Raw genomic sequence first — 18976 nt, 5'->3', positions numbered from 1 at the left:
ATATGGTTTATATCGAGGTAATGCCCGATTTTTGCGAAGAACAATTGTCGGATATTGTATATGCTCCGTACCATACTATTAGCTGCTCTTGGTTTGCTATGGGTTTTAAGGTCTGACGCGCAGGAACGCAGCAATTCTAACCTGAGGCAGAAATGGGTGTCTGTGCTACCGAACCAAAAGACATCGCTTGATAGCCTGAGTATTATTCCCGGCAGCCTTGCGATCGCTGCTATCGACAGTTCGCGCTATCGCATCGATTATGTTGATGCGGCCCTTTATTGGATCATGCCGCCAACCAACTCAGCGGTGCTGATCACTTACCGGGTTTTCCCTTTTAAAATGAATGCCGCTGTGCAGCGGATGAGTTTTGACAGCCTGCTTCGTTATTCGACAGCTCCCGTTCGCGCACCGGTGGTGGCCACGAACCGCCGCGAGTTGTTTGATTTCGGTAAGATCAATGCGCAGGGCAGCTTTGGCCGCCAAATCGGTTTTGGAAACAACCAGGACGTCGTGGTAAACTCTAATCTGAATATTCAACTGAGTGGCATGTTGGCCGATAGTATAGAGTTGCAAGCCGCCATTACCGATAATAATGTCCCGATTCAGCCTGATGGGAATACGCAACAACTCAACGAATTTGATGAAGTATATATCCGGTTTAAGAAGAAAAACTGGCAGTTAAATATTGGCGATATGGACCTTCGGGAAACAGATCATTATTTTCTGAATTTCTATAAAAGGCTGCAAGGTATTTCTTTTCAAACTGCTCATCAGGTATCAAAAAATATACAATCCAAAACCCTTGTCAGCGGGTCGATTGCTAAAGGGAAATTTACAAGAAACGTATTTCAGGGGCTAGAAGGCAACCAGGGGCCCTACCGCTTATCCGGCGCCAATGATGAAACTTTCTTTATCATCTTGGCTAATACAGAAAGGGTGTTTATTGACGGCGTTTTATTGCAACGCGGCGAAGACCAGGACTATGTGATCAATTACAATACAGCCGAAATCAGCTTCACGCCCAAAAGAATGATTACTAAAGATAGCCGCATACAGGTAGAGTTTGAATATGCCGACAGGAATTTTCTGAATACAAATATTTACGCGAAACAGGAAGTTGATTTTAATAAAAAGTTGAAATTACGGGTAGGATATTTTAGTAACAGCGATTCAAAAAATTCTTCTATTCACCAGGTGCTGGATGCGCGGCAGAAGCAGTTTTTATTTGATATCGGTGATAGTACGCAAAATGCTTATTATCCGTCGGCGGTTTTGGATACGCTTACCAACGGAAAGATCTTGTACGAGCGGGTATACGATACGCTCGACAATGTGGTGGATTCTTTTTACAGGTATTCTGTTGATCCCGAAACGGCAAAATACAATCTGGCTTTTACAGAAGTGGGTTTTGGCAGAGGTGATTATATTGCAGACAATGGTAATGCCAACGGAAAAGTGTTCGTGTATGTGGCGCCGGTCAACGGTGCCCGGCAGGGCAATTTTGATCCGGTGGTATTGCTGGTGGCGCCGCGAAAGCAGCAGGTGTTGACGCTTGGGGCGGATTATCAAATAACACCCAATACGGTTTTAAAAACCGAATTTGCCAGCAGTAGTTATGATGTGAACACCTTATCGCCGCGCAACGATGAGGATGACAAGGGGTATGCGGCAAAAGTCAATCTGGCCAACACACGGTTATTGAGAAAGAAAAATAATCTCAGCCTGGTGAGTTCGCTGGATTACGAGTATGTGCAGCGAAGATTTCAGCCTTTGGAACGCTTGCGCAATGTGGAGTTTTCGAGAGACTGGGGCCTGCCATTGGTGCCGCAACGTGCAGATGAAAATATTATTAAGGCCGCGGTTGGCTTAAAAGCCGACAACGGAAACAGATTGCAGTATTTGTTTACCAACTACCGTCGAAGCGATAATTATCGCGGGTTTCAAAATGCGCTAAGCCAACTCACCGCCTGGAAAAACTGGAATTTCAACAATGAGCTGGTGTTAACGCAATATGAAACGCAATCGTATAAGGGCTATTTTTTCAGGCCGATAATAGATATCAGCAAAAAAATGTCCTGGCTTCAAAATTGGGTCATCGGAGGGCGGTACACTTTAGAGGAAAACCGGAGCGCTGATAAGACAAGCGACTCATTAAATTTTACTTCTTTTTCATTTGATACATATACGGCTTACCTGAAGTCCGACCCTGAAAAGCAGAATAGATATGGTATTAATTTTTACACGCGAAGCGATAAGTATCCGGTAGGAAAGCAGTTGCTGCGCGGCGATCGCAGTTACAATTTAAACCTCCAGGCAGAATTATTATCCAATGCCAATCGCCAGTTTTACCTGAATACCACTTTCAGAAAATTGAAAGTGTATAACAATGAGGTGAGCAACCAACAGGAGGACAATACGATTTTAACGCGTGCCGAATACCAGATGAACGAATGGAATGGATTCCTGAATGGCAACATTTTGTATGAGGTAGGATCGGGGCAGGAGCAAAAAAGGGAGTACGCTTACCTTGAAGTACCTGCCGGAACGGGGCAATATACCTGGATTGATTACAACGAAGACGGCGTTCAGCAATTGAATGAATTTGAGCTTGCAGCATTTATCGACCAGGCGCGGTTTATCAGGGTTTTTACGCCGACCAATGAATATATAAAAGCCAATTACACAACACTGAATTATAGTCTGAATCTAACGCCCGCACAACTTTGGAAGGAAAAAAATAGCACAGGCGCTAAACGATTTTTTTCGAAGTTCATGCTGATGAGTTCTTTGCAAATTTCAAAGAAATCTTTGGCGAAAGGCCTGTTTGAATTCAACCCCTTTGAATATGGACTTGCTGATACCAACCTGATTACTCTCAACACGGTTTGGGTCAATACGCTTTCTTTCAACAGGCAAAGCAACAAATGGGGCGTCGACATCAGCAATTTGCGCAACAACGGAAAGGCTTTTCTCACATATGGTTATGAGACACGCGAGGTGGAAGATTGGTCTGTTAAATACCGGCATTTTTTATCAAGTGCTTTTACATTAAACATCAATACAGCAACGGGTTCCACCAGCCTTTTGACCGACGATATCCAGTTTGATAACCGTAACTACCGCATTCGAAAAAACAACATTGAAGGGTTGATTTCTTTGGTTCGGGGAACGGCTTTCCGGGTGACCACCGGCTATAAATATGAAGTAAAAAACAATGCGCCTGTGTTTGGCGGCGATCGTTCTGTTTCAAATGCGTTGACGGCGGAGACCAAATACAATATCCTTCAAAGTGCATCGGTAACTGCGAAGTTTACTTATAACGGGCTCAACTTCAGAACCGTCTCGAACGCTTCGCAAACAACCATTGGCTATGTGATGCTCGACGGTTTGTTGCCGGGCACCAATCTGCTGTGGAATGTGCAATTAACCAAACGCCTGTTCAACAACCTGGAGTTGAATTTTCAGTATGATGGACGAAAGCCGGGCGACACCAGAACCATCCATACCGGCAGGGCCAGCTTAACAGCTTTATTCTAAGATAGCTTTATAACAAAAATCCCCCGGCGTTTTTTGCCGGAGGATTTTGTATATAATTTGAAAGTCTGTGTTTTATTTTTTCAGCACTTCTGCCATGGTTTTACCAATGTCGGCAGGGCTGCTCACTACGTGAATGCCACATTCGCTCATGATTTTCATTTTCGCTTCAGCCGTGTCGTCGGCGCCGCCCACAATGGCTCCGGCATGCCCCATGCGCCGGCCGGGAGGCGCTGTCTGGCCAGCGATAAACCCGACTACAGGTTTTTTGTTGCCGGTAGATTTGATCCAGTTGGCAGCCTCAGCTTCCATACCACCGCCGATTTCACCGATCATTACGATGGCGTCGGTTTCGGGGTCATTCATTAAGAGCTCAACGGCTTCCTTGGTGGGCGTTCCGATGATGGGGTCGCCTCCAATGCCAATCGCAGTGCTGATGCCCAAGCCGGCTTTTGCCACCTGGTCAGCTGCTTCGTAAGTCAGCGTTCCGGATTTACTAACAATACCGATCCGGCCTTCTTTAAAAACAAAACCTGGCATGATACCTACTTTGCAGGCTCCTGCAGTTATCACACCCGGGCAGTTTGGCCCAATAAGCCTTGTTTTCGTGCCTTGCAAATAATTTTTTACTCTCACCATATCCTGCACGGGAATACCTTCTGTGATACAAACCACCAGTTCAATTCCGGCGTCAGCCGCTTCCATTACTGCATCTGCTGCAAATGCCGGCGGCACGAAAATGATACTGACATTGGCGTTGGTTTGTTTAACGCAATCAGCAACTGTGTTAAATACCGGCCTGTCCAGATGGATGGTGCCTCCTTTGTTAGGTGTTACACCGCCAACAACATTTGTTCCGTATTCGATCATTTGAGATGCATGGAAAGTGCCTTCTGTACCTGTAAAGCCCTGTACTAAAACTTTAGAATCTTTATTTACTAATACTGCCATTTTATAGTTTTTTCTGATTGGTTACAAAAGTAAGGAAACCAGCATGCTATTTGAATATTTTTTGTAGGTTGGGGCGATAAAAAGTAAAGCATGACAGGCGAATAGCGAAATTCTTAGGTTATTGGTTTGAGCCGATAACACCATCGCCATCCATATCGGTATTGAATTTATCTTCGAGCGCATCTCGAACATCTTCATGCACATCTTTAGGGATTTCGCCGGTTTCCTGGATGGTCCGCATGTTTTTCGCATCCTGCAAAAACTCGGAAGCAAAAATAAACTCGTTCAGTTTTTCATTATTGCTAAAAATGATTTCCTTATTCGTGCCTTCCCATTCTTTTTCTCCATGGTGCATATAAACGATATGATCGCCAATCTCCATTACGCTGTTCATATCATGCGTGTTCATGATGGTCGTCGTGGCGTATTCTTCGGTGATTTCTTTAATCAATTTATCAATCACGATCGACGTTTGAGGATCCAGGCCGGAATTGGGCTCATCACAAAACAGATATTTGGGGTTTAGCACTATAGCCCGCGCCAGCGCCACACGTTTCTGCATACCGCCGCTTATTTCAGAGGGGAATTTTTTGTAGGCATCTTCTTTTAAATTCACGCGGTCGAGCACTTCCTTCACCCGGTCTCTTTTGACATTGTATTTGTCATTGGTGAACATATCTAAAGGAAAGATAACGTTCTGTTCCACCGTTTGGCTGTCGAACAACGCCGAGCCCTGGAAAAGCATACCGATCTTTTTGCGGATCGCTTTTTTTTCCTCCAGCGACATGGTCAGGTAGTTCACATCATTATAAATGATTTCTCCTTCGGTTGGTTGCATCAGGCCCACGATACATTTCATGAAAACGGTTTTGCCGCTTCCGCTAGAACCGATAATAAGGTTGCATTTGCCAGGCTCCATCACGGCGTTGATCTGCTTTAGCACAACCTTTTCTCCAAAACTTTTCTTAAGATTTTTTATTTCGATCATGGGTACTTCGTTTGAAGTATTTAGATGTTAATATCAATAATCGACCTTGGTATTTTCTTTTGGGTCCGCTTTTACAACAGCAATGCTGAAAGCACATAGTCTGCTAATAAAAGCAACACACAGGAAACCACCACGGCACGCGTGCTCGCATGCCCGATTTCCAGCGCTCCTCCCTTTACATGATATCCGTAAAATGCCGGCACACTCGTGCTGATAAATGCAAAAACAAAACTTTTTGTAAGTGCAAAGAACACGTTGTAGCCGTTAAAGTCCATCAACAAACCGTTGTCATAAATGGAAGGGTCGATAATGCCGGCAGCAGATCCCGCCAAACGGCCACCCAAAATGCCTAAGGCCATCGCCAAAACAATCAGCAGCGGAATGGTAAGCACGCCCGCCAAAATTTTAGGAAGGATCAAATAGGCTTTCGTGTTGATGCCCATAATTTCCAGTGCATCGATCTGCTCGCTCACCCGCATGTTGCCCAACTCACTCGCGATCTTACTGCCCACCACGCCGGCCAGCACTATGCAGGTAAGCGTTGGCGCGAACTCCAGGATCACAGTATCTCTTACGATTTGCGCGATTGTCGTTTTTGGAATGATGGGAGACACTAATTGGTAAGCGGTTTGCACGGTTGAAACGGCGCCGATAAAAAAGGAAATAATACCGACGATCCCCAGCGAGCCGACGCCGATATCGTTGCATTGAAGCATAAATTGCTTCCAGTACATAGATTTGTTCTCCGGCATTCGAAACATGCCATTGAACATTTTGATATACTGCCCGAATTCTCTAAGTATTTTCAAGAATGAAGTTATTTTAGTTGGAAAGAGTGTTTTATTTTTTTGCAGCAGGCTTTCTCTTCTGTTCCCGGGCAGCCGATTTCATTTGGGCATCCGTAACAGCAATCAAAGCCATATTCACAATGTTATTTACCGTACTCCCCAATTGCAACAAATGTACCGGTTTTTTTAGTCCCAGCAGAATGGGGCCTATAACGTCGTTTGAACCAATTTCCTTTAAGATGTTGTAAGTAATGTTTCCTGATGCTAAATTCGGAAATATCAGCGTGTTCACTTCTTTATCTACCAGCTCGCTGAAGGGATACATTTCTTTAAGGAGCGTGTTGTTCAGCGCCACATTTGCCTGCATTTCCCCATCCACGATCAGTGACGGGTCTTTTTGTTTCACGAGTTGGCGCGCTTCAGCTACCAGTTTGGCTTCCGGTGTGCGGCTGCTGCCAAAATTGGAATAGCTAATCATGGCAATTCGCGGTGTGATATTAAAGGCAGCCACTTCTTTCGCTGTCATTAAAACAATTTCTGCTAATTCTTCTGCCGTTGGGTTGATGTTGACCGTGGTATCGGCCAAAAATAACGGGCCTTTTGGCGTCATCACCAGGTACATGCCCGCCACTTTCTTCACACCTTCTTCGGTGCCGATAATTTGTAGCGCCGGCCTGATCGCATCGGAATACTTTTTGGTCAAACCTGAAATCATACAGTCCGCGTCGTCAGTGGCTACCATCATGCATCCGAAATGATTGCGTTCGGCGATTAGTTTTTGTGCTTCTTCAAAAATATATCCCTTTCTGGCGCGCTTCTTATAAAATAGTTCGGTGTATTTATCTCTTTTTTCTTTTGCTTCGCTACTGCGCGGGTCAATGATTTCTATATCGCTCAAATCAATTTTATGCGTATCAGCAATCGACTGAATTTTTTCGCGGTTGCCCAAAAGCGTCGGGAAGCCGATTCCTTCCTCTGCGACAATCTGCGCGGCTTTTAGAATATTAACATGATCACCTTCGGCAAAAACAATTCGTTTGGGTGCGCTTCGCGCTTTATTGCCCAAAACACGCAAGACATGATTATCTAAACCTAATCTCTTGTTCAGTTCCTGTTCGTATAAATCCCAATTTTCGATAGGCTTGCGCGCTACACCCGTTTCCATCGCGGCCCGCGCCACCGCCGGCGCTACAGTTGCCAACAAGCGGGGATCAACGGGTTTTGGAATAATGTATTCTGCCCCGAAATGCATATTTTGCTGGTTATAAGCCAGGTTCACGATATCCGGTACCGGCGTTTTGGTTAATTCGGCCAGCGCTTTTACGGCCGCCAATTGCATCGCGGTATTGATCTGCGTAGCCCTTACATCGAGCGCGCCTCTGAATATATACGGAAAGCCCAACACATTATTTACCTGGTTGGGATAATCGCTGCGGCCGGTAGCCATAATCACGTCTTTTCGCGAGGCGGTGGCTTCTTCCCACGATATTTCAGGATCAGGGTTGGCCATTGCAAAAACGATAGGGTTTTTGGCCATGCTTTTCACCATGGCGCCATTCAACACATTCGCAGCGCTAAGCCCAATGAAAACGTCGGCGCCTTTCAAAGCATCTTCGAGCGAAATGTCTTTTTCGGCAATTGCAAAAGGAGCTTTGATGTCATCAAGCCCGGTGCGCCCTTTGTGGAGCGCGCCTTTGCTGTCAAACATGATGAAGTTTTCGGGTTTGGCGCCCATTTGCTGGTAAAGCAATACGCAGGCCATAGCTGCCGCGCCGGCGCCGTTGACAACAAATTTGGCTTTTTCGATTTTCTTTTTTTGAAGTTCGAGCGCGTTGAGCAAAGCGGCCGCACTGATAATGGCGGTGCCATGCTGGTCGTCGTGCATCACGGGAATATTCAGCCGCTTTTTTAATTCCCTTTCAATATAAAAACAGCCGGGGGCCTTAATATCTTCCAGGTTGATGCCGCCAAAAGTGGGCTCGAGCGCCTGAACGATTTCGACAAATTTTACAGGATCTTTTTCATTGATTTCGATATCAAACACATCGATATCAGCAAATATTTTAAACAGAACGCCTTTTCCTTCCATCACTGGTTTTCCCGCTTCGGGGCCAATATCGCCGAGCCCCAACACGGCGGTTCCATTGCTGATAACAGCCACCAGGTTGCCTTTGGCAGTGTATTTATAAACGTTTTCGACATTGTCGGCGATCTCAAGGCAGGGGACCGCAACTCCGGGCGAATAGGCCAGGGAAAGGTCTCGTTGGGTTTTGGCTTCTTTGGTTGGGATCACTTCAATTTTGCCCGGCCGCCCTTTGGCGTGGTATTCTAAGGCTAACTCTTTTCGTAATTCTTTTTTAGACATAAGCAATGATTAAAAATCGGGCGAAAAATAAATTAATTTAATATAACCATCAAAAGATTATTCAAAACTAATATATCATTGTTTATCTTTGATAACAGTTTATATTCGTTACCTATTTTTTATCTATGAACAAAATATTTACACTGCTGCTTATTTCCGTTTCCCTTTTTTCCACGTCTTGCGATCCTGACGATGAAGATATTGTTGAAAACGAGCCGGTCGTTTCGCAATTTGTCTATGACGGTATGTCAACATATTATCTGTGGGCAGACGGGATGAAAAGCAAAACGCCGACTCAGGCCAATGAGAATGCTCCTGAAGATTATTTTTATAGCCTGCTAAACCCTTTGGACACAGAAAATGAATGGTCGTGGATTACCGATGACGTGGATGCGCTTTTAGCTGACTTTTCCGGTACGCCAAAAGATTTTGGGTGGAGCCTGGCACTTTACCGTGTAACAGGAACAAACGATGTAGAAGCCTACGTGAAATATGTTTTTCCTAATACGCCAGCGGCGAACGCGGGCGTCAAAAGAGGAGAGATCATTTTCCAGATTGGGGGAGGACCTTTGACTACCTCCAACTATACCCAACTCTTTGGCGGAAATACAATCTCGGTAGGGGTGGGAAATTTGCAAACGTCGTCCAGCCGGACAGTAACCCTTACCCCGGTAACAATTCAGACGAACCCTGTATTGATCGATACTGTTTATCGAGACCGCCCCGAATTTGCGGGGAAGAAAATAGGTTATCTTTTTTATTCGGATTTTATCGCTCCTTACAATGCGCAACTGTATAATAGCTTTTTGGATTTTAAAGCCCAGGGCGTTACTGATCTGGTGATCGATTTAAGATATAATCACGGCGGAGGAATTGAAGCCGCCAACTATCTTGCATCATTGATTGCCCCGCGGACGCACGTAGAATCAAACAAGCCGTTCGTGAAATTGCACTACAACAGCTTTTTAAATTCGTTATTTTCCGAAGGAAGCAGAACGGATTCTTTGGGCGTAGTAGGCGGTATTACGCCGCTTGGCGCAAATTTGAATTTGAATAAGGTGTATATTATCGCAACAGATGATTCATACTCTGCGGCGGAATTACTTACTTTTTGTTTAAGGCCCTATATGCAGGTGGTTCATATTGGCAGTAACACGGGGGGTAAGTTTACGGCTTCCATCACCATACATGCCTACGATGATCAAAATGATAAAGCCGCAACTGTTTATGACGAAGGCGAGCTTTCAAGTCAGCAAAAATCAAAACTGGATAATTGGGCGATGCAGCCCATTGTGGCTAAATATGGAGATGGTGTTGGCGGTGATTTCGAAAATCCGGGATATTTGGTGCCCGATGTGCCTGTGACCAGCATTGAGAACCAGCCTGATTTGTGGAAACCTTTGGGTGATAAAGATGATTATTTATTGGCTGAGGCCATTTCTTTGATCACCGGCTTGCCAGCGCCCGCGGCGTCGCAGACGAAGACAGTGCCGCGTAGCGTTAACGGACTTCAAAAAATCTTTAGCCCTATGGATGCGATCTTAAAAGAGTCGGTGCAGCTCGATCAACCGCAAAAGCGCCTGAATCCACGAAGGGTTAACAGATAACTTTTCTTCGATATATTCAAAAAAAACGGACGTTTAAAACTCGTCCGTTTTTTATTTAAAATTATTTTTATCAATCGGCGCGCACGGGCACCTTCTTTATTAATTGGTGTTCTATCGACTGGAATTTGATGTATTGGGCCCTGCTTAAAATTTTCTGCGCTGATTTTAATTTCCTGGATCTTAAAGCCGCAACCTGTTCCTCATTGTTTTTACCGGACTGCTGCAACTTTTCTACATCAGCCAAATAAACACTTTCAATCGCCACCAACTGTTTCGCCTGTTCGGGGCTCAAATGTAATAAGGGCCTTAGTTCGTCGACTTTCTTTTGAGCGGCTGCGGTGGTTTGAGTCCGGGCGCTAGCGCAGGATAAAAAGATCAATAAAAAAGCAAAAATGGAGATACGGGTTTTCATCAGTTTTTGTTTTTCTGACGATGCGGCCTGGCGCAACAGTTGTATGTAAAACTTATCTTTCGATCCAAACCTTCCGGCCCGAAAGCACGCTGAGCGAATCTTTGATGCGCGTAGTGTCTGCATTGGCGGCAGGTAGCTTCATATAAATTGTATAATTCACGGAATCTTTGGTTTCCATGGCCACCGGCCACTTGATATCTTTCAGCTGGTTGAATCGCCTCGATGCGCGGGGCTGCCGGGTTACTTCCAATATGTATTTAATTTGATCGGGTTGGGAAGACGCAGCCGCCTGCTGATTGGCGGTTGGCGACGAAGGCTTTGTGCTGGCAGCTTCGCCGGCTACGGGTGTAGACTCTTCAATGGCGGTGCTGTTTTCATCGCTTTTGATATAAAACCAAATCGTAACAGCGATTGCGAGCAAACATAAAATAGCAATCACTGCTATCGGCCTGGATTTCCGGCTCTTTCTGGTCTCATCAATATAAGTTTGTGGTACCGTGTTCTTCTCGGTAATCGGAGGCGGCGCTTTGCTTTCTCTTTCGGCGGCCTGGTATTTTTCGCGGTGAAATTCGAGTGAACGGTCAGCTTTCTGCGTTAGTGTACCAATGCCGCTGATAAAATACGGTTTTCCGGTATTAAGGAAACTAGTGACTTCTTCTACCTGGGAAATAAGGTCCGACTTGGCGAGAATTTTCATTTTACCGGTCTGCTCCGATACGAAGGCCACGAGATCCTCATCCCATTCGGTCACTTTTTCTTTTTCAAAAGTGATATTCAGGACAGAAGCTCCCTTTTTACTGTAATCCACATCGGGGTCGTAAGCGCTATTCGCTTGAAAAACCCCCAAACCAGGAAGTCTTAATATTTTGTTTGTAGTTAAATATTGAGTCAGGACAGGCGCTAGTTTCACAAACAATTGATTATGATGAATTCGCAATATATATTTTTTTGGTGTATTACCAAAATACGGCAAAGCATGTAATTTTGTTTTATGTACACGAAGGAGGAGGAAGCATTTATAAAATACTGGGAAGTGCAGCGCACCAAGAAGAAACGTTTGTTCCGCCGCATATTGGTTGGCCTGCCGGCCGGGATGGTGTTGATGATCGCTATTTTGCTCAATTTTATGAGTGGTTGGTACAAACGTGCCACGATGGTGGCCAATACGGATCCTTCGCTTTTTATAATTTTAATAATAGCTGGAATAATTATTGTTGCGTTTACTGGATTGTTTTCGTCTTACCACAAGTGGGATATCAACGAAACGCGGTACAAAGAATTAATCAATAGGAAATAAACAAATTACGTATTGGTAAATTTTTATATCGTTAAGATATTTTTCTACCTCCGCAAATAAGTAAAAAATAAAAAATAAATACACAGATGAAAAGACGTTATTGGTTGCCGGTGATGGCCGTGGTTACAGCTTTGGTTTTAACAGCCTGCCTGAAAAATGATGATGATGTTGTACAATGTACACCAAATACATTAGCTCAGGATCAGCATGTAATCGATTCTTTTATTATGGATCAGGGTATCAGTTATTTAAGCTATAGCTCTACTTATGGCGCATATATTGGTATCGCCAATCCGGGTCATCCCGATAGTAGTATGGCTGCGTCAGACTCTCTGGTCGCCTTCAAACAGGTTGTAAGTACATTTAGGGGAAGCGAATTAAAAACTTTAAGTACGGATAGCATTTACCAAAATAATAATGGATCTTATATCAGGTTTTCTGATTTTCAATCTGGGTCCTATATCAACTACCTGCTTACCAACGCGCGAAAAGGTGGAAGTATTCGCCTGATTTATCCCTCATCAGCAAATTCCCTTGGATTTTATGGTTGTCAGCAGCAAAGTTTAACCAACGGAACTGTGATACCAGCTTATTCTCAGGTGATTCTGGATATTACATTGACTGGTGTTAAAAAACCATAATTAATTATTTTACGATTCAATGAAGAAATTGTTGCCCTCCCTTTTGATAGTAGCGGTGGTTACTATTGTTAGTTGTTTGAAAAATGATGATGATTACAAGCCTTGCGTTAGTAAAACGGTGGATGAAGAGCGCCCCGCAATGGAGAAGTTTGCCACCGACAGCGCGATTGCTTTTCAACGGCACCAGTCAGGCATTCTTTACGAAATCCTGGAAGAAGGAACAGGTCCGGCGCCTAATGCGACAAGTAATGTGACGGCGAAGTACACCGGACGGTTTCTAAATGGTCAGCAATTTGATGCCAGTAGCACCGGAATTGAATTTAACCTTTCTGGGGTGATCCAAGGCTGGACCATTGCTATTCCTTTAATAAAAGAAGGCGGAAAAATAAAAATGATTATTCCTTCTTCCCTGGCTTATGATTGTCATCCTTATTATCCACAGTTTCAAAACCAGCCACTCTACTTTTACGTGGAACTGGTGAAAGTTAATAATTAATAACATTATCACTTCTCTTAATACAGAGCCTGAATTCATCTTAGGCTCTTTTTTTATACCTGCCGCTTGCTAAGTGTACATATTGTAAATTTGTCCGATAAAATTTGCTATGAAGTACGAACCTATATCAGTGTTTGATATGCTGAAAATTGGGGTCGGGCCCTCGAGCTCGCACACGCTCGGACCCTGGCGCGCCGCCGAACGGTTCGTGCAGGAACTCGAGGCCGGCGGCCGGCTCGCGGAGCTAACACAGCTAAAAATTTTACTCTATGGTTCATTAGCGAAAACCGGCGTCGGCCACGGCACCGATATCGCTGTGCAGCTGGGCCTATCCGGATGCGACCCTATCACCTTCGATGTTGCGCAGATTATGCCTACCGTCGATCAAATTGCGCAGACAGAAAAATTGATGGTAGGAGGGGCGCATGCCATTTCTTTTGTTCCTTCCAGGGATATTGAATTTCTGGTTACAGAATCCCTGCCTTATCACTCCAATGCGCTCAGCTTTTTGGCGTCTTTTGGCAACGGCGACTCCATCGCTGAAACCTATTATTCCATCGGTGGCGGATTTGTGAAAAAAGAAGGGGAAGACACGGTGGCTGATGCATCGGTAAGTCTTTCTTTCCCTACCAACGATGCCGATGATCTGTTGAAATGGAGTATTAAAACCGGCCTTTCCATTCATGAAATTGTTTATGAAAACGAACAGGCCTGGCGGAGCGAGAACGAAATCAGGTCTGGCATCTTAAAGATTTGGCAGGTGATGAAAGAATGCGTGTATCGCGGCTGCCATACCAACGGCATTTTGCCCGGCGGACTGAATGTGCGGCGGCGCGCGGCAGCGCTGAGTAAAAAATTACTGGGCGGCGCAGTATATGCTTCTTATGAAGAATGGGTGGCCGCGATCAAAACCGGCGGCGACCATTTTAAATATACGCTGGATTGGGTAAGTTGTTTTGCCCTGGCGGTGAATGAAGAAAACGCTTCGTTTGGACGCGTGGTAACGGCGCCCACCAACGGTTCTGCCGGTGTGATCCCTGCTGTGCTGCATTATTACCTCATTTTTTGTCAAGAAAATAATGATATAAGTGAGGAAGATAAAGCGATCCATTTCCTGATGACGGCCTCGGAGATCGGGAGCATTTTTAAAAAGGAATCAACCATTTCTGCGGCGATGGGTGGCTGCCAGGCAGAGATTGGCGTATCTTCGTCGATGGCGGCAGCAGCGCTCACAGAAGCATTGGGCGGTACACAAAAACAGGCGCTGATGGCAGCGGAAATTGCTATGGAGCACCACCTGGGAATGACCTGCGATCCGATCGGCGGCCTGGTGCAGGTGCCCTGCATTGAACGAAATACCATGGGCGCCATTAAAGCCATTACTGCCAGTCAGCTGGCTCTGCAAAGCACGCCCGATTTTGCGCGCGTCTCTTTAGACAATGTTATTAAAACCATGTGGGAAACGGCCCAGGATATGAATTTTAAATATAAAGAGACGGCAGATGGCGGATTGGCAATAAATGTTCCCTTAAGTTTGCCGGAATGTTGAGCCGGCCTGATCATCAGGCCAGGAATTTGAAAGTATAATAAATTTTGAATTATTTGAAATGACAAGAGCCGAACTGATCCAAATTATTAAGGATAGAAAATCTTATCTCTGCGTGGGGTTAGACACGGATATAGCCAAATTGCCCGACCACCTGAAAGGACAGCCTGATGCGGTTTTTGAGTTTAATAAAGCCATTATCGACGCGACAAAAGATTTGTGTGTGGCCTATAAAATAAACACGGCTTTTTACGAATCGCAGGGCGTAGCCGGTTGGGAGGCGCTGGAAAAGACAGTGCGGTATATCAGCGACAGCCATTTTAAAATTGCGGACGCCAAGCGGGGCGATATCGGGAACACCTCAGACCAGTATGCGAAAGCGTTTTTTGATACCCTGCCTTTTGATTCGGTGACCGTGGCGCCCTATATGGGCAGCGACAGCGTGCAGCCTTTTTTGAAATATGATGGCAAATGGGCCATAGTATTGGGTTTGACTTCCAATAAAGGCGCTTCCGATTTTGAGCTGCAAGCTTGCGGGGCGGGGCTGCTGTATGAAAAAGTGCTGCAAACTGTTGCGCAATGGGGCACTGATGAAAACCTGATGTTTGTGGTCGGCGCCACGCAAAGTGATTCTTTCACGGCGATACGAAAAATAATTCCGCGTCATTTTTTGCTGGTGCCCGGTGTGGGTGCGCAGGGAGGCAGCTTGAAAGAGATCTCGCAAAAGGCCATGCATGAAGACTGTGGGCTGTTGGTCAACGTGAGCCGGGATATCATTTTTTCATCGGCGGGGGTTGATTTTGCAGCGGCAGCGCGGGCCAAAGCGCAGGGTTATCAGAAAGAAATGGAGGAATATTTAAAATAGCTTCATAAAAAATTAGCTATATTTGCGCCTCGGAAAGCGATTTTCGAGATGGTCCGGTAGCTCAGCTGGATAGAGCAACTGCCTTCTAAGCAGTAGGTCATTGGTTCGAATCCAATCCGGATCACGGTGAAAATGAAAGGTTTACAAGAAATTGTGAGCCTTTTTTATTTTCTCTCCGTCACAATTCCGACACAAGATTTAATTAAGGCCTTAAAAAGGGCGGTTGACAGGATAAAAAATAACTAATATGCGCCCGCGCATAGATGATGGAGAGATACGAGGCGTGGGATTGTGTGGACTGCGACCTGCCTATGTAAAACGAATTGTCTTTTATGGGGATACTATTGGTTCTTATTTTTAAATGTCGTACATTACATTTGTTTCCGAGGCTCTACGATTCCGCGTACAACAAAATGACCGATTTTTGCTTTTTCAAGAGAGTTAACACAACTTTTTAATAAAAAAGTCGTTCTTTTATAAACAGATTAAGTTTAAAGACGCATTGGTAAACGTCAAAACCGTCAACCTTCTATGTTCGAAGTATTAAAAAATATCTTAGCTGCTACCTCCAATACGTGGCAGGATATCTTTTCTTCTCATTCCGAAATCATGAGCGACGAGGTAAAAAAGATTCTTTCCAACCCTAAGGATAAGGAAGAATATTATGAGGCACTCCAACAACTTGAAAAAAAGGAAAAAGAAGAGGTTACTATTAAGCTTTCTGATGGCAATTCGCTAACTTTAGTTAGCTAAATTGTCTTATGGAGGTTCCTATCACGCTGCTTAGTATATTGACTTTAATTTTAACCTACGTGCCGGGTCTGGTTTTCAAACGTTTTTATTTCACAGGAGAATTTACAAAACAATTCGGAGCAGGAATTTTCTTAGAGCGGTTTATTACTTGCATATTTGCTGGAGTTGTCATTCAGTTAGTTACTTATTTCATCTTTTGGAAATTTATTAAAGTAGATACTGAAGCCACTTTTGGCAATGTAAAGGTTTTCTACAGACAGTTTGTTTCTAATGAGATACCCGGCTCAATTGACGACTATAAAAATCTATGCTTTTACATAGTTATTTCTATTCTAGTCGCTGTTTTTGGGGGGCTTATATCCCATAATCTGGTAAGACTTTTAAAGCTGGACCTTAAATTTAATGTTCTTCGCTTTTCAAATCACTGGAACTACTATTTTAAAGGAGATATACTTTCCACCCGTGATTTTAAGGCGTTTAATAAAGGAAAGGTTATTTCTACCGAGGCCGATGTGTTTGTCGATTCTGGGGGAGATAGGCCAGTACTGTATTCAGGACTTTTAGTTCAACATAATATTTCAGCAAAAACTGGCGACCTAGAATCAATTTTTCTTACTAATAGCTATCGGTATTCTACAAAAATTGAAGGAATGAAGGAGATACCAGGCGACATTCTCATGATACCTTACAGCAAGATCGTTAACCTAAATATTAGATATAATGTTAAAAAGCAGAAGGAGGGGGGGAATAAAGAAGTAATAATTGCCATCCAATCTCTGATTTTCATTGTAGTTTTTGTGGCAATACTAATTTCTGTCCCCTATTTTTTCTATTCACGTATTGGCACAATCAAAACGATTCTTGCGGTTATAACGTCCTGGATCTCCCTTCTTTTAATTGCTGTATTAACAAGTCCAAAGACTTATCAAGACAAAAACTTTGGAGGTTCAGCTGTAGGTACGTCCATAGCATTTATTGTGCTGTTTATAGTGTTTACGTACTTGTTACTAAAATAATTCTATGTCATGATTTACGAGCTTTGTATACGCTATGATACCCTATTGAAATTCCAATTAGATCTTTTAGATAGTATGCCGCTTGACCTCCCAAACCCAACGATGTTTTTTTAGAGTTTATGTAATGATAGCCATCGTCGGTAAATCGTTCGTCTCGGTAGTTTGCGAAATGCTTTTCAGTCCCTACGGTAGCTATTGCTCCAATCGCCAAATTTCTAGATAAGAATCTTTCATAGGTGCCGTCTACACCTTCAAAATAAGTTCCGGAGCCGGTAATGGTGTTACCATAATTTTCTAATCTTTTAGAAACTTCTTTCCCATTTTGGCCTCCGCGTTGAGAACTGTAACCTAACGAATAATTATTTCCATTTCGGACGTATCCAATTCCACCCTGAGCCGCTTTGGCTGTAGAATATCCAAGATAAAATGAAAATCCTTTTTTGCTTTTCCATTCGTTCTGCGCATAAATGGTTGAACAAAACGAAAGAAGCGTAAACACAAGTATTTCTCTCATCGATCACTATTTTTCAAGTAGTTTTTTCTTCTCGGCTTCAAATTCTTCTTTTGTTAAAGCACCCTCATCAAGCAGCTTTTTTAATTTGGCTATCTCATCGGCTTTGGAGGTATTTTGATGTGTTTCCTTTTTCGGTGTATAAGATTTTAATGCATCCTTCAGCGCAGTATTGAAGTCTGACTGCAGTATTTTATTAGTAAGTTCACTCAACGCAGTATAGGTATTATAATACCTGGCATATCCTCCTTGCTCTTCGGTAGCAGATAGTGTGTCGCCCTTCATATTTAAAAAAGCAACGTAACCAACTTTGTTATATTTATTGTCTTTGTTTTTCCAGCCGGTTTTTAAGGACATATAGCCCTTGCGTTTTTCATAGATCATTTGAGCGACAAAATCAGCTTTGTCTCCTTCTTTTACCACCGAATAACCTAAAGTCATTATTCTATTAGCAATCCTTTCATTAATACGGGAATCATCTTCAACAACTAGAAATTTTTGGGCGAAAATCGAACCTGGAACTAATAAGGCAATTATAATCATCATTCTCATAAAAATATATTTTGGAGTTACAAATATAACAACCACTGGTTGCATCGGTGGCCAAAAGTCTATTCATTGGATTTTCAGGATATACTGATTTTTCTCAAGATAGATTGTTCGAGAAATTTATTAACATCAATACAGCGTACACACGCAAAGCCTATTTTTACTAAAATATTTAGTAAATGAAGAAGGGTTATTCGTCGGAGCCGGTGATCACAAATTTTACCTGGCAGTACAAGACATACCGCGCGGAACTTTATACAATTGGCGGAATGACCCGGCCATATTACCATGTATTCATAAACGGTACAAATCGAGCCTGTCTTTACTTTGAAAACGGCAACTGGATCGTGTCTTCAGGAAAAGGTTTTTCGCTCGATATTGGCCAACAATTAGGCGAAGCCATTGAGAAGCATTATAAAATTGACGGCACCAAACTGCGGTGAATAGACTATGTTAATAGCCTTACCTTGCGTTGATAGTATGCTTTTTAAGATAGTCCGCTAATTGCTTTTCGCTGATTCTATAAGAGCCTCTTATTATTATCACTCCTATAGCCCCGCGCTTTATTTCTTTTCTAAGCGTTTTTTCAGATATTCTTAAATATTCAGCTACTTCGTTGATAGTTTTCATTATGCGGCTTTTAAAATTTGTATGTTT

General features: G+C 43.6%; 19 protein-coding genes and 1 tRNA gene. 11 read left to right on the top strand and 9 right to left on the bottom strand.

Translation table 11 applies throughout. From position 1 onward, the window contains the following. Positions 1-60: 60 nt before the first annotated feature. Positions 61-3537, top strand: a complete 3477-nt coding sequence (locus ABDK00_RS13365) for a hypothetical protein (protein WP_346236895.1) — start codon at positions 61-63, stop codon at positions 3535-3537. 72 nt (positions 3538-3609) lie between these two features. Here the strand turns inward: ABDK00_RS13365 and sucD are convergent, their stop codons facing one another. From sucD to ABDK00_RS13345, 4 genes are all read right to left on the bottom strand, one after another. Next, positions 3610-4485, bottom strand: a complete 876-nt coding sequence (gene sucD, locus ABDK00_RS13360) for a succinate--CoA ligase subunit alpha (protein ID WP_346236896.1) — start codon at positions 4483-4485, stop codon at positions 3610-3612. A gap of 118 nt (positions 4486-4603) precedes the next feature. Next, a complete protein-coding gene (locus tag ABDK00_RS13355; RefSeq protein WP_346236897.1) occupies positions 4604-5473 on the bottom strand; it encodes an ABC transporter ATP-binding protein in 870 nt (289 codons plus the stop codon). A 71-nt stretch (positions 5474-5544) separates the two neighbouring features. Further along, positions 5545-6282 carry an ABC transporter permease gene (locus tag ABDK00_RS13350; protein WP_346236898.1) on the bottom strand — a complete coding sequence of 246 codons (738 nt, stop codon included), beginning with the start codon at positions 6280-6282 and terminating at the stop codon, positions 5545-5547. A gap of 31 nt (positions 6283-6313) precedes the next feature. Then, the gene (locus ABDK00_RS13345) at positions 6314-8626 is read right to left on the bottom strand and encodes an NADP-dependent malic enzyme (RefSeq protein ID WP_346236899.1); all 2313 of its coding nucleotides are present in this window, start codon (positions 8624-8626) and stop codon (positions 6314-6316) included. A 125-nt stretch (positions 8627-8751) separates the two neighbouring features. Between ABDK00_RS13345 and ABDK00_RS13340 the strand changes: the two genes are divergently transcribed. Beyond that, entirely contained in the window at positions 8752-10233 is a 1482-nt protein-coding gene (locus ABDK00_RS13340; RefSeq protein WP_346236900.1) for a S41 family peptidase, read from the top strand. Positions 10234-10303: 70 nt separating this feature from the next. Here the strand turns inward: ABDK00_RS13340 and ABDK00_RS13335 are convergent, their stop codons facing one another. Both ABDK00_RS13335 and ABDK00_RS13330 read right to left on the bottom strand, forming a co-directional pair. Beyond that, positions 10304-10645: a hypothetical protein gene (locus ABDK00_RS13335; protein ID WP_346236901.1), complete on the bottom strand. Its 342-nt coding sequence runs from the start codon at positions 10643-10645 to the stop codon at positions 10304-10306. Positions 10646-10697: 52 nt separating this feature from the next. Beyond that, positions 10698-11492, bottom strand: coding sequence for a hypothetical protein (locus tag ABDK00_RS13330; protein WP_346236902.1), 795 nt, complete (start codon positions 11490-11492; stop codon positions 10698-10700). Positions 11493-11636: 144 nt separating this feature from the next. On the opposite strand from ABDK00_RS13330, the gene ABDK00_RS13325 reads away from it, so the two are divergent. The 8 genes from ABDK00_RS13325 to ABDK00_RS13290 all read left to right on the top strand — a co-directional run bounded on the left by ABDK00_RS13325 (position 11637) and on the right by ABDK00_RS13290 (position 17259). Beyond that, a complete protein-coding gene (locus tag ABDK00_RS13325) occupies positions 11637-11942 on the top strand; it encodes a hypothetical protein (protein WP_346236903.1) in 306 nt (101 codons plus the stop codon). Positions 11943-12028: 86 nt separating this feature from the next. Further along, entirely contained in the window at positions 12029-12583 is a 555-nt protein-coding gene (locus ABDK00_RS13320) for a hypothetical protein (RefSeq protein WP_346236904.1), read from the top strand. Between the two features lie 19 nt (positions 12584-12602). Next, positions 12603-13079: an FKBP-type peptidyl-prolyl cis-trans isomerase gene (locus ABDK00_RS13315; RefSeq protein ID WP_346236905.1), complete on the top strand. Its 477-nt coding sequence runs from the start codon at positions 12603-12605 to the stop codon at positions 13077-13079. Positions 13080-13188: 109 nt separating this feature from the next. Next, positions 13189-14628, top strand: a complete 1440-nt coding sequence (locus ABDK00_RS13310; RefSeq protein WP_346236906.1) for an L-serine ammonia-lyase — start codon at positions 13189-13191, stop codon at positions 14626-14628. A gap of 58 nt (positions 14629-14686) precedes the next feature. Beyond that, a complete protein-coding gene (gene pyrF / locus ABDK00_RS13305) occupies positions 14687-15490 on the top strand; it encodes an orotidine-5'-phosphate decarboxylase (protein WP_346236907.1) in 804 nt (267 codons plus the stop codon). A 50-nt stretch (positions 15491-15540) separates the two neighbouring features. Then, positions 15541-15614, top strand: a tRNA-Arg gene (locus ABDK00_RS13300). Between the two features lie 407 nt (positions 15615-16021). After that, positions 16022-16243, top strand: a complete 222-nt coding sequence (locus ABDK00_RS13295) for a hypothetical protein (protein ID WP_346236908.1) — start codon at positions 16022-16024, stop codon at positions 16241-16243. A gap of 8 nt (positions 16244-16251) precedes the next feature. Further along, positions 16252-17259: a hypothetical protein gene (locus ABDK00_RS13290; protein ID WP_346236909.1), complete on the top strand. Its 1008-nt coding sequence runs from the start codon at positions 16252-16254 to the stop codon at positions 17257-17259. Positions 17260-17266: 7 nt separating this feature from the next. Here the strand turns inward: ABDK00_RS13290 and ABDK00_RS13285 are convergent, their stop codons facing one another. Further along, a complete protein-coding gene (locus ABDK00_RS13285) occupies positions 17267-17773 on the bottom strand; it encodes a hypothetical protein (protein ID WP_346236910.1) in 507 nt (168 codons plus the stop codon). A gap of 6 nt (positions 17774-17779) precedes the next feature. Then, the gene (locus ABDK00_RS13280) at positions 17780-18322 is read right to left on the bottom strand and encodes an SHOCT domain-containing protein (protein ID WP_346236911.1); all 543 of its coding nucleotides are present in this window, start codon (positions 18320-18322) and stop codon (positions 17780-17782) included. 176 nt (positions 18323-18498) lie between these two features. Between ABDK00_RS13280 and ABDK00_RS13275 the strand changes: the two genes are divergently transcribed. Continuing rightward, positions 18499-18762, top strand: coding sequence for a hypothetical protein (locus tag ABDK00_RS13275; RefSeq protein ID WP_346236912.1), 264 nt, complete (start codon positions 18499-18501; stop codon positions 18760-18762). Between the two features lie 19 nt (positions 18763-18781). On the opposite strand, the gene ABDK00_RS13270 is transcribed toward ABDK00_RS13275, so the two are convergent. Then, positions 18782-18949 carry a helix-turn-helix domain-containing protein gene (locus ABDK00_RS13270; protein ID WP_346236913.1) on the bottom strand — a complete coding sequence of 56 codons (168 nt, stop codon included), beginning with the start codon at positions 18947-18949 and terminating at the stop codon, positions 18782-18784. Between the last annotated feature and the right edge of the window lie 27 nt (positions 18950-18976).

This window comes from Niabella insulisoli, assembly GCF_039652435.2.
Taxonomy (GTDB): domain Bacteria; phylum Bacteroidota; class Bacteroidia; order Chitinophagales; family Chitinophagaceae; genus Niabella; species Niabella insulamsoli.
Note: the sequence above shows the minus strand (reverse complement) of the source record. Positions and strands in the feature narration are given on the sequence as shown.

Coding starts and splice junctions, on each gene's coding strand:
- ABDK00_RS13365 (WP_346236895.1), top strand. CDS start 61: ATGCTCCGTACCATACTATTAGCTGCTCTTGGTTTGCTATGGGTTTTA.
- sucD (WP_346236896.1), bottom strand. CDS start 4,485: ATGGCAGTATTAGTAAATAAAGATTCTAAAGTTTTAGTACAGGGCTTT.
- ABDK00_RS13355 (WP_346236897.1), bottom strand. CDS start 5,473: ATGATCGAAATAAAAAATCTTAAGAAAAGTTTTGGAGAAAAGGTTGTG.
- ABDK00_RS13345 (WP_346236899.1), bottom strand. CDS start 8,626: ATGTCTAAAAAAGAATTACGAAAAGAGTTAGCCTTAGAATACCACGCC.
- ABDK00_RS13340 (WP_346236900.1), top strand. CDS start 8,752: ATGAACAAAATATTTACACTGCTGCTTATTTCCGTTTCCCTTTTTTCC.
- ABDK00_RS13335 (WP_346236901.1), bottom strand. CDS start 10,645: ATGAAAACCCGTATCTCCATTTTTGCTTTTTTATTGATCTTTTTATCC.
- ABDK00_RS13325 (WP_346236903.1), top strand. CDS start 11,637: ATGTACACGAAGGAGGAGGAAGCATTTATAAAATACTGGGAAGTGCAG.
- ABDK00_RS13320 (WP_346236904.1), top strand. CDS start 12,029: ATGAAAAGACGTTATTGGTTGCCGGTGATGGCCGTGGTTACAGCTTTG.
- ABDK00_RS13315 (WP_346236905.1), top strand. CDS start 12,603: ATGAAGAAATTGTTGCCCTCCCTTTTGATAGTAGCGGTGGTTACTATT.
- ABDK00_RS13310 (WP_346236906.1), top strand. CDS start 13,189: ATGAAGTACGAACCTATATCAGTGTTTGATATGCTGAAAATTGGGGTC.
- pyrF (WP_346236907.1), top strand. CDS start 14,687: ATGACAAGAGCCGAACTGATCCAAATTATTAAGGATAGAAAATCTTAT.
- ABDK00_RS13295 (WP_346236908.1), top strand. CDS start 16,022: ATGTTCGAAGTATTAAAAAATATCTTAGCTGCTACCTCCAATACGTGG.
- ABDK00_RS13290 (WP_346236909.1), top strand. CDS start 16,252: ATGGAGGTTCCTATCACGCTGCTTAGTATATTGACTTTAATTTTAACC.
- ABDK00_RS13285 (WP_346236910.1), bottom strand. CDS start 17,773: ATGAGAGAAATACTTGTGTTTACGCTTCTTTCGTTTTGTTCAACCATT.
- ABDK00_RS13280 (WP_346236911.1), bottom strand. CDS start 18,322: ATGAGAATGATGATTATAATTGCCTTATTAGTTCCAGGTTCGATTTTC.
- ABDK00_RS13275 (WP_346236912.1), top strand. CDS start 18,499: ATGAAGAAGGGTTATTCGTCGGAGCCGGTGATCACAAATTTTACCTGG.
- ABDK00_RS13270 (WP_346236913.1), bottom strand. CDS start 18,949: ATGAAAACTATCAACGAAGTAGCTGAATATTTAAGAATATCTGAAAAA.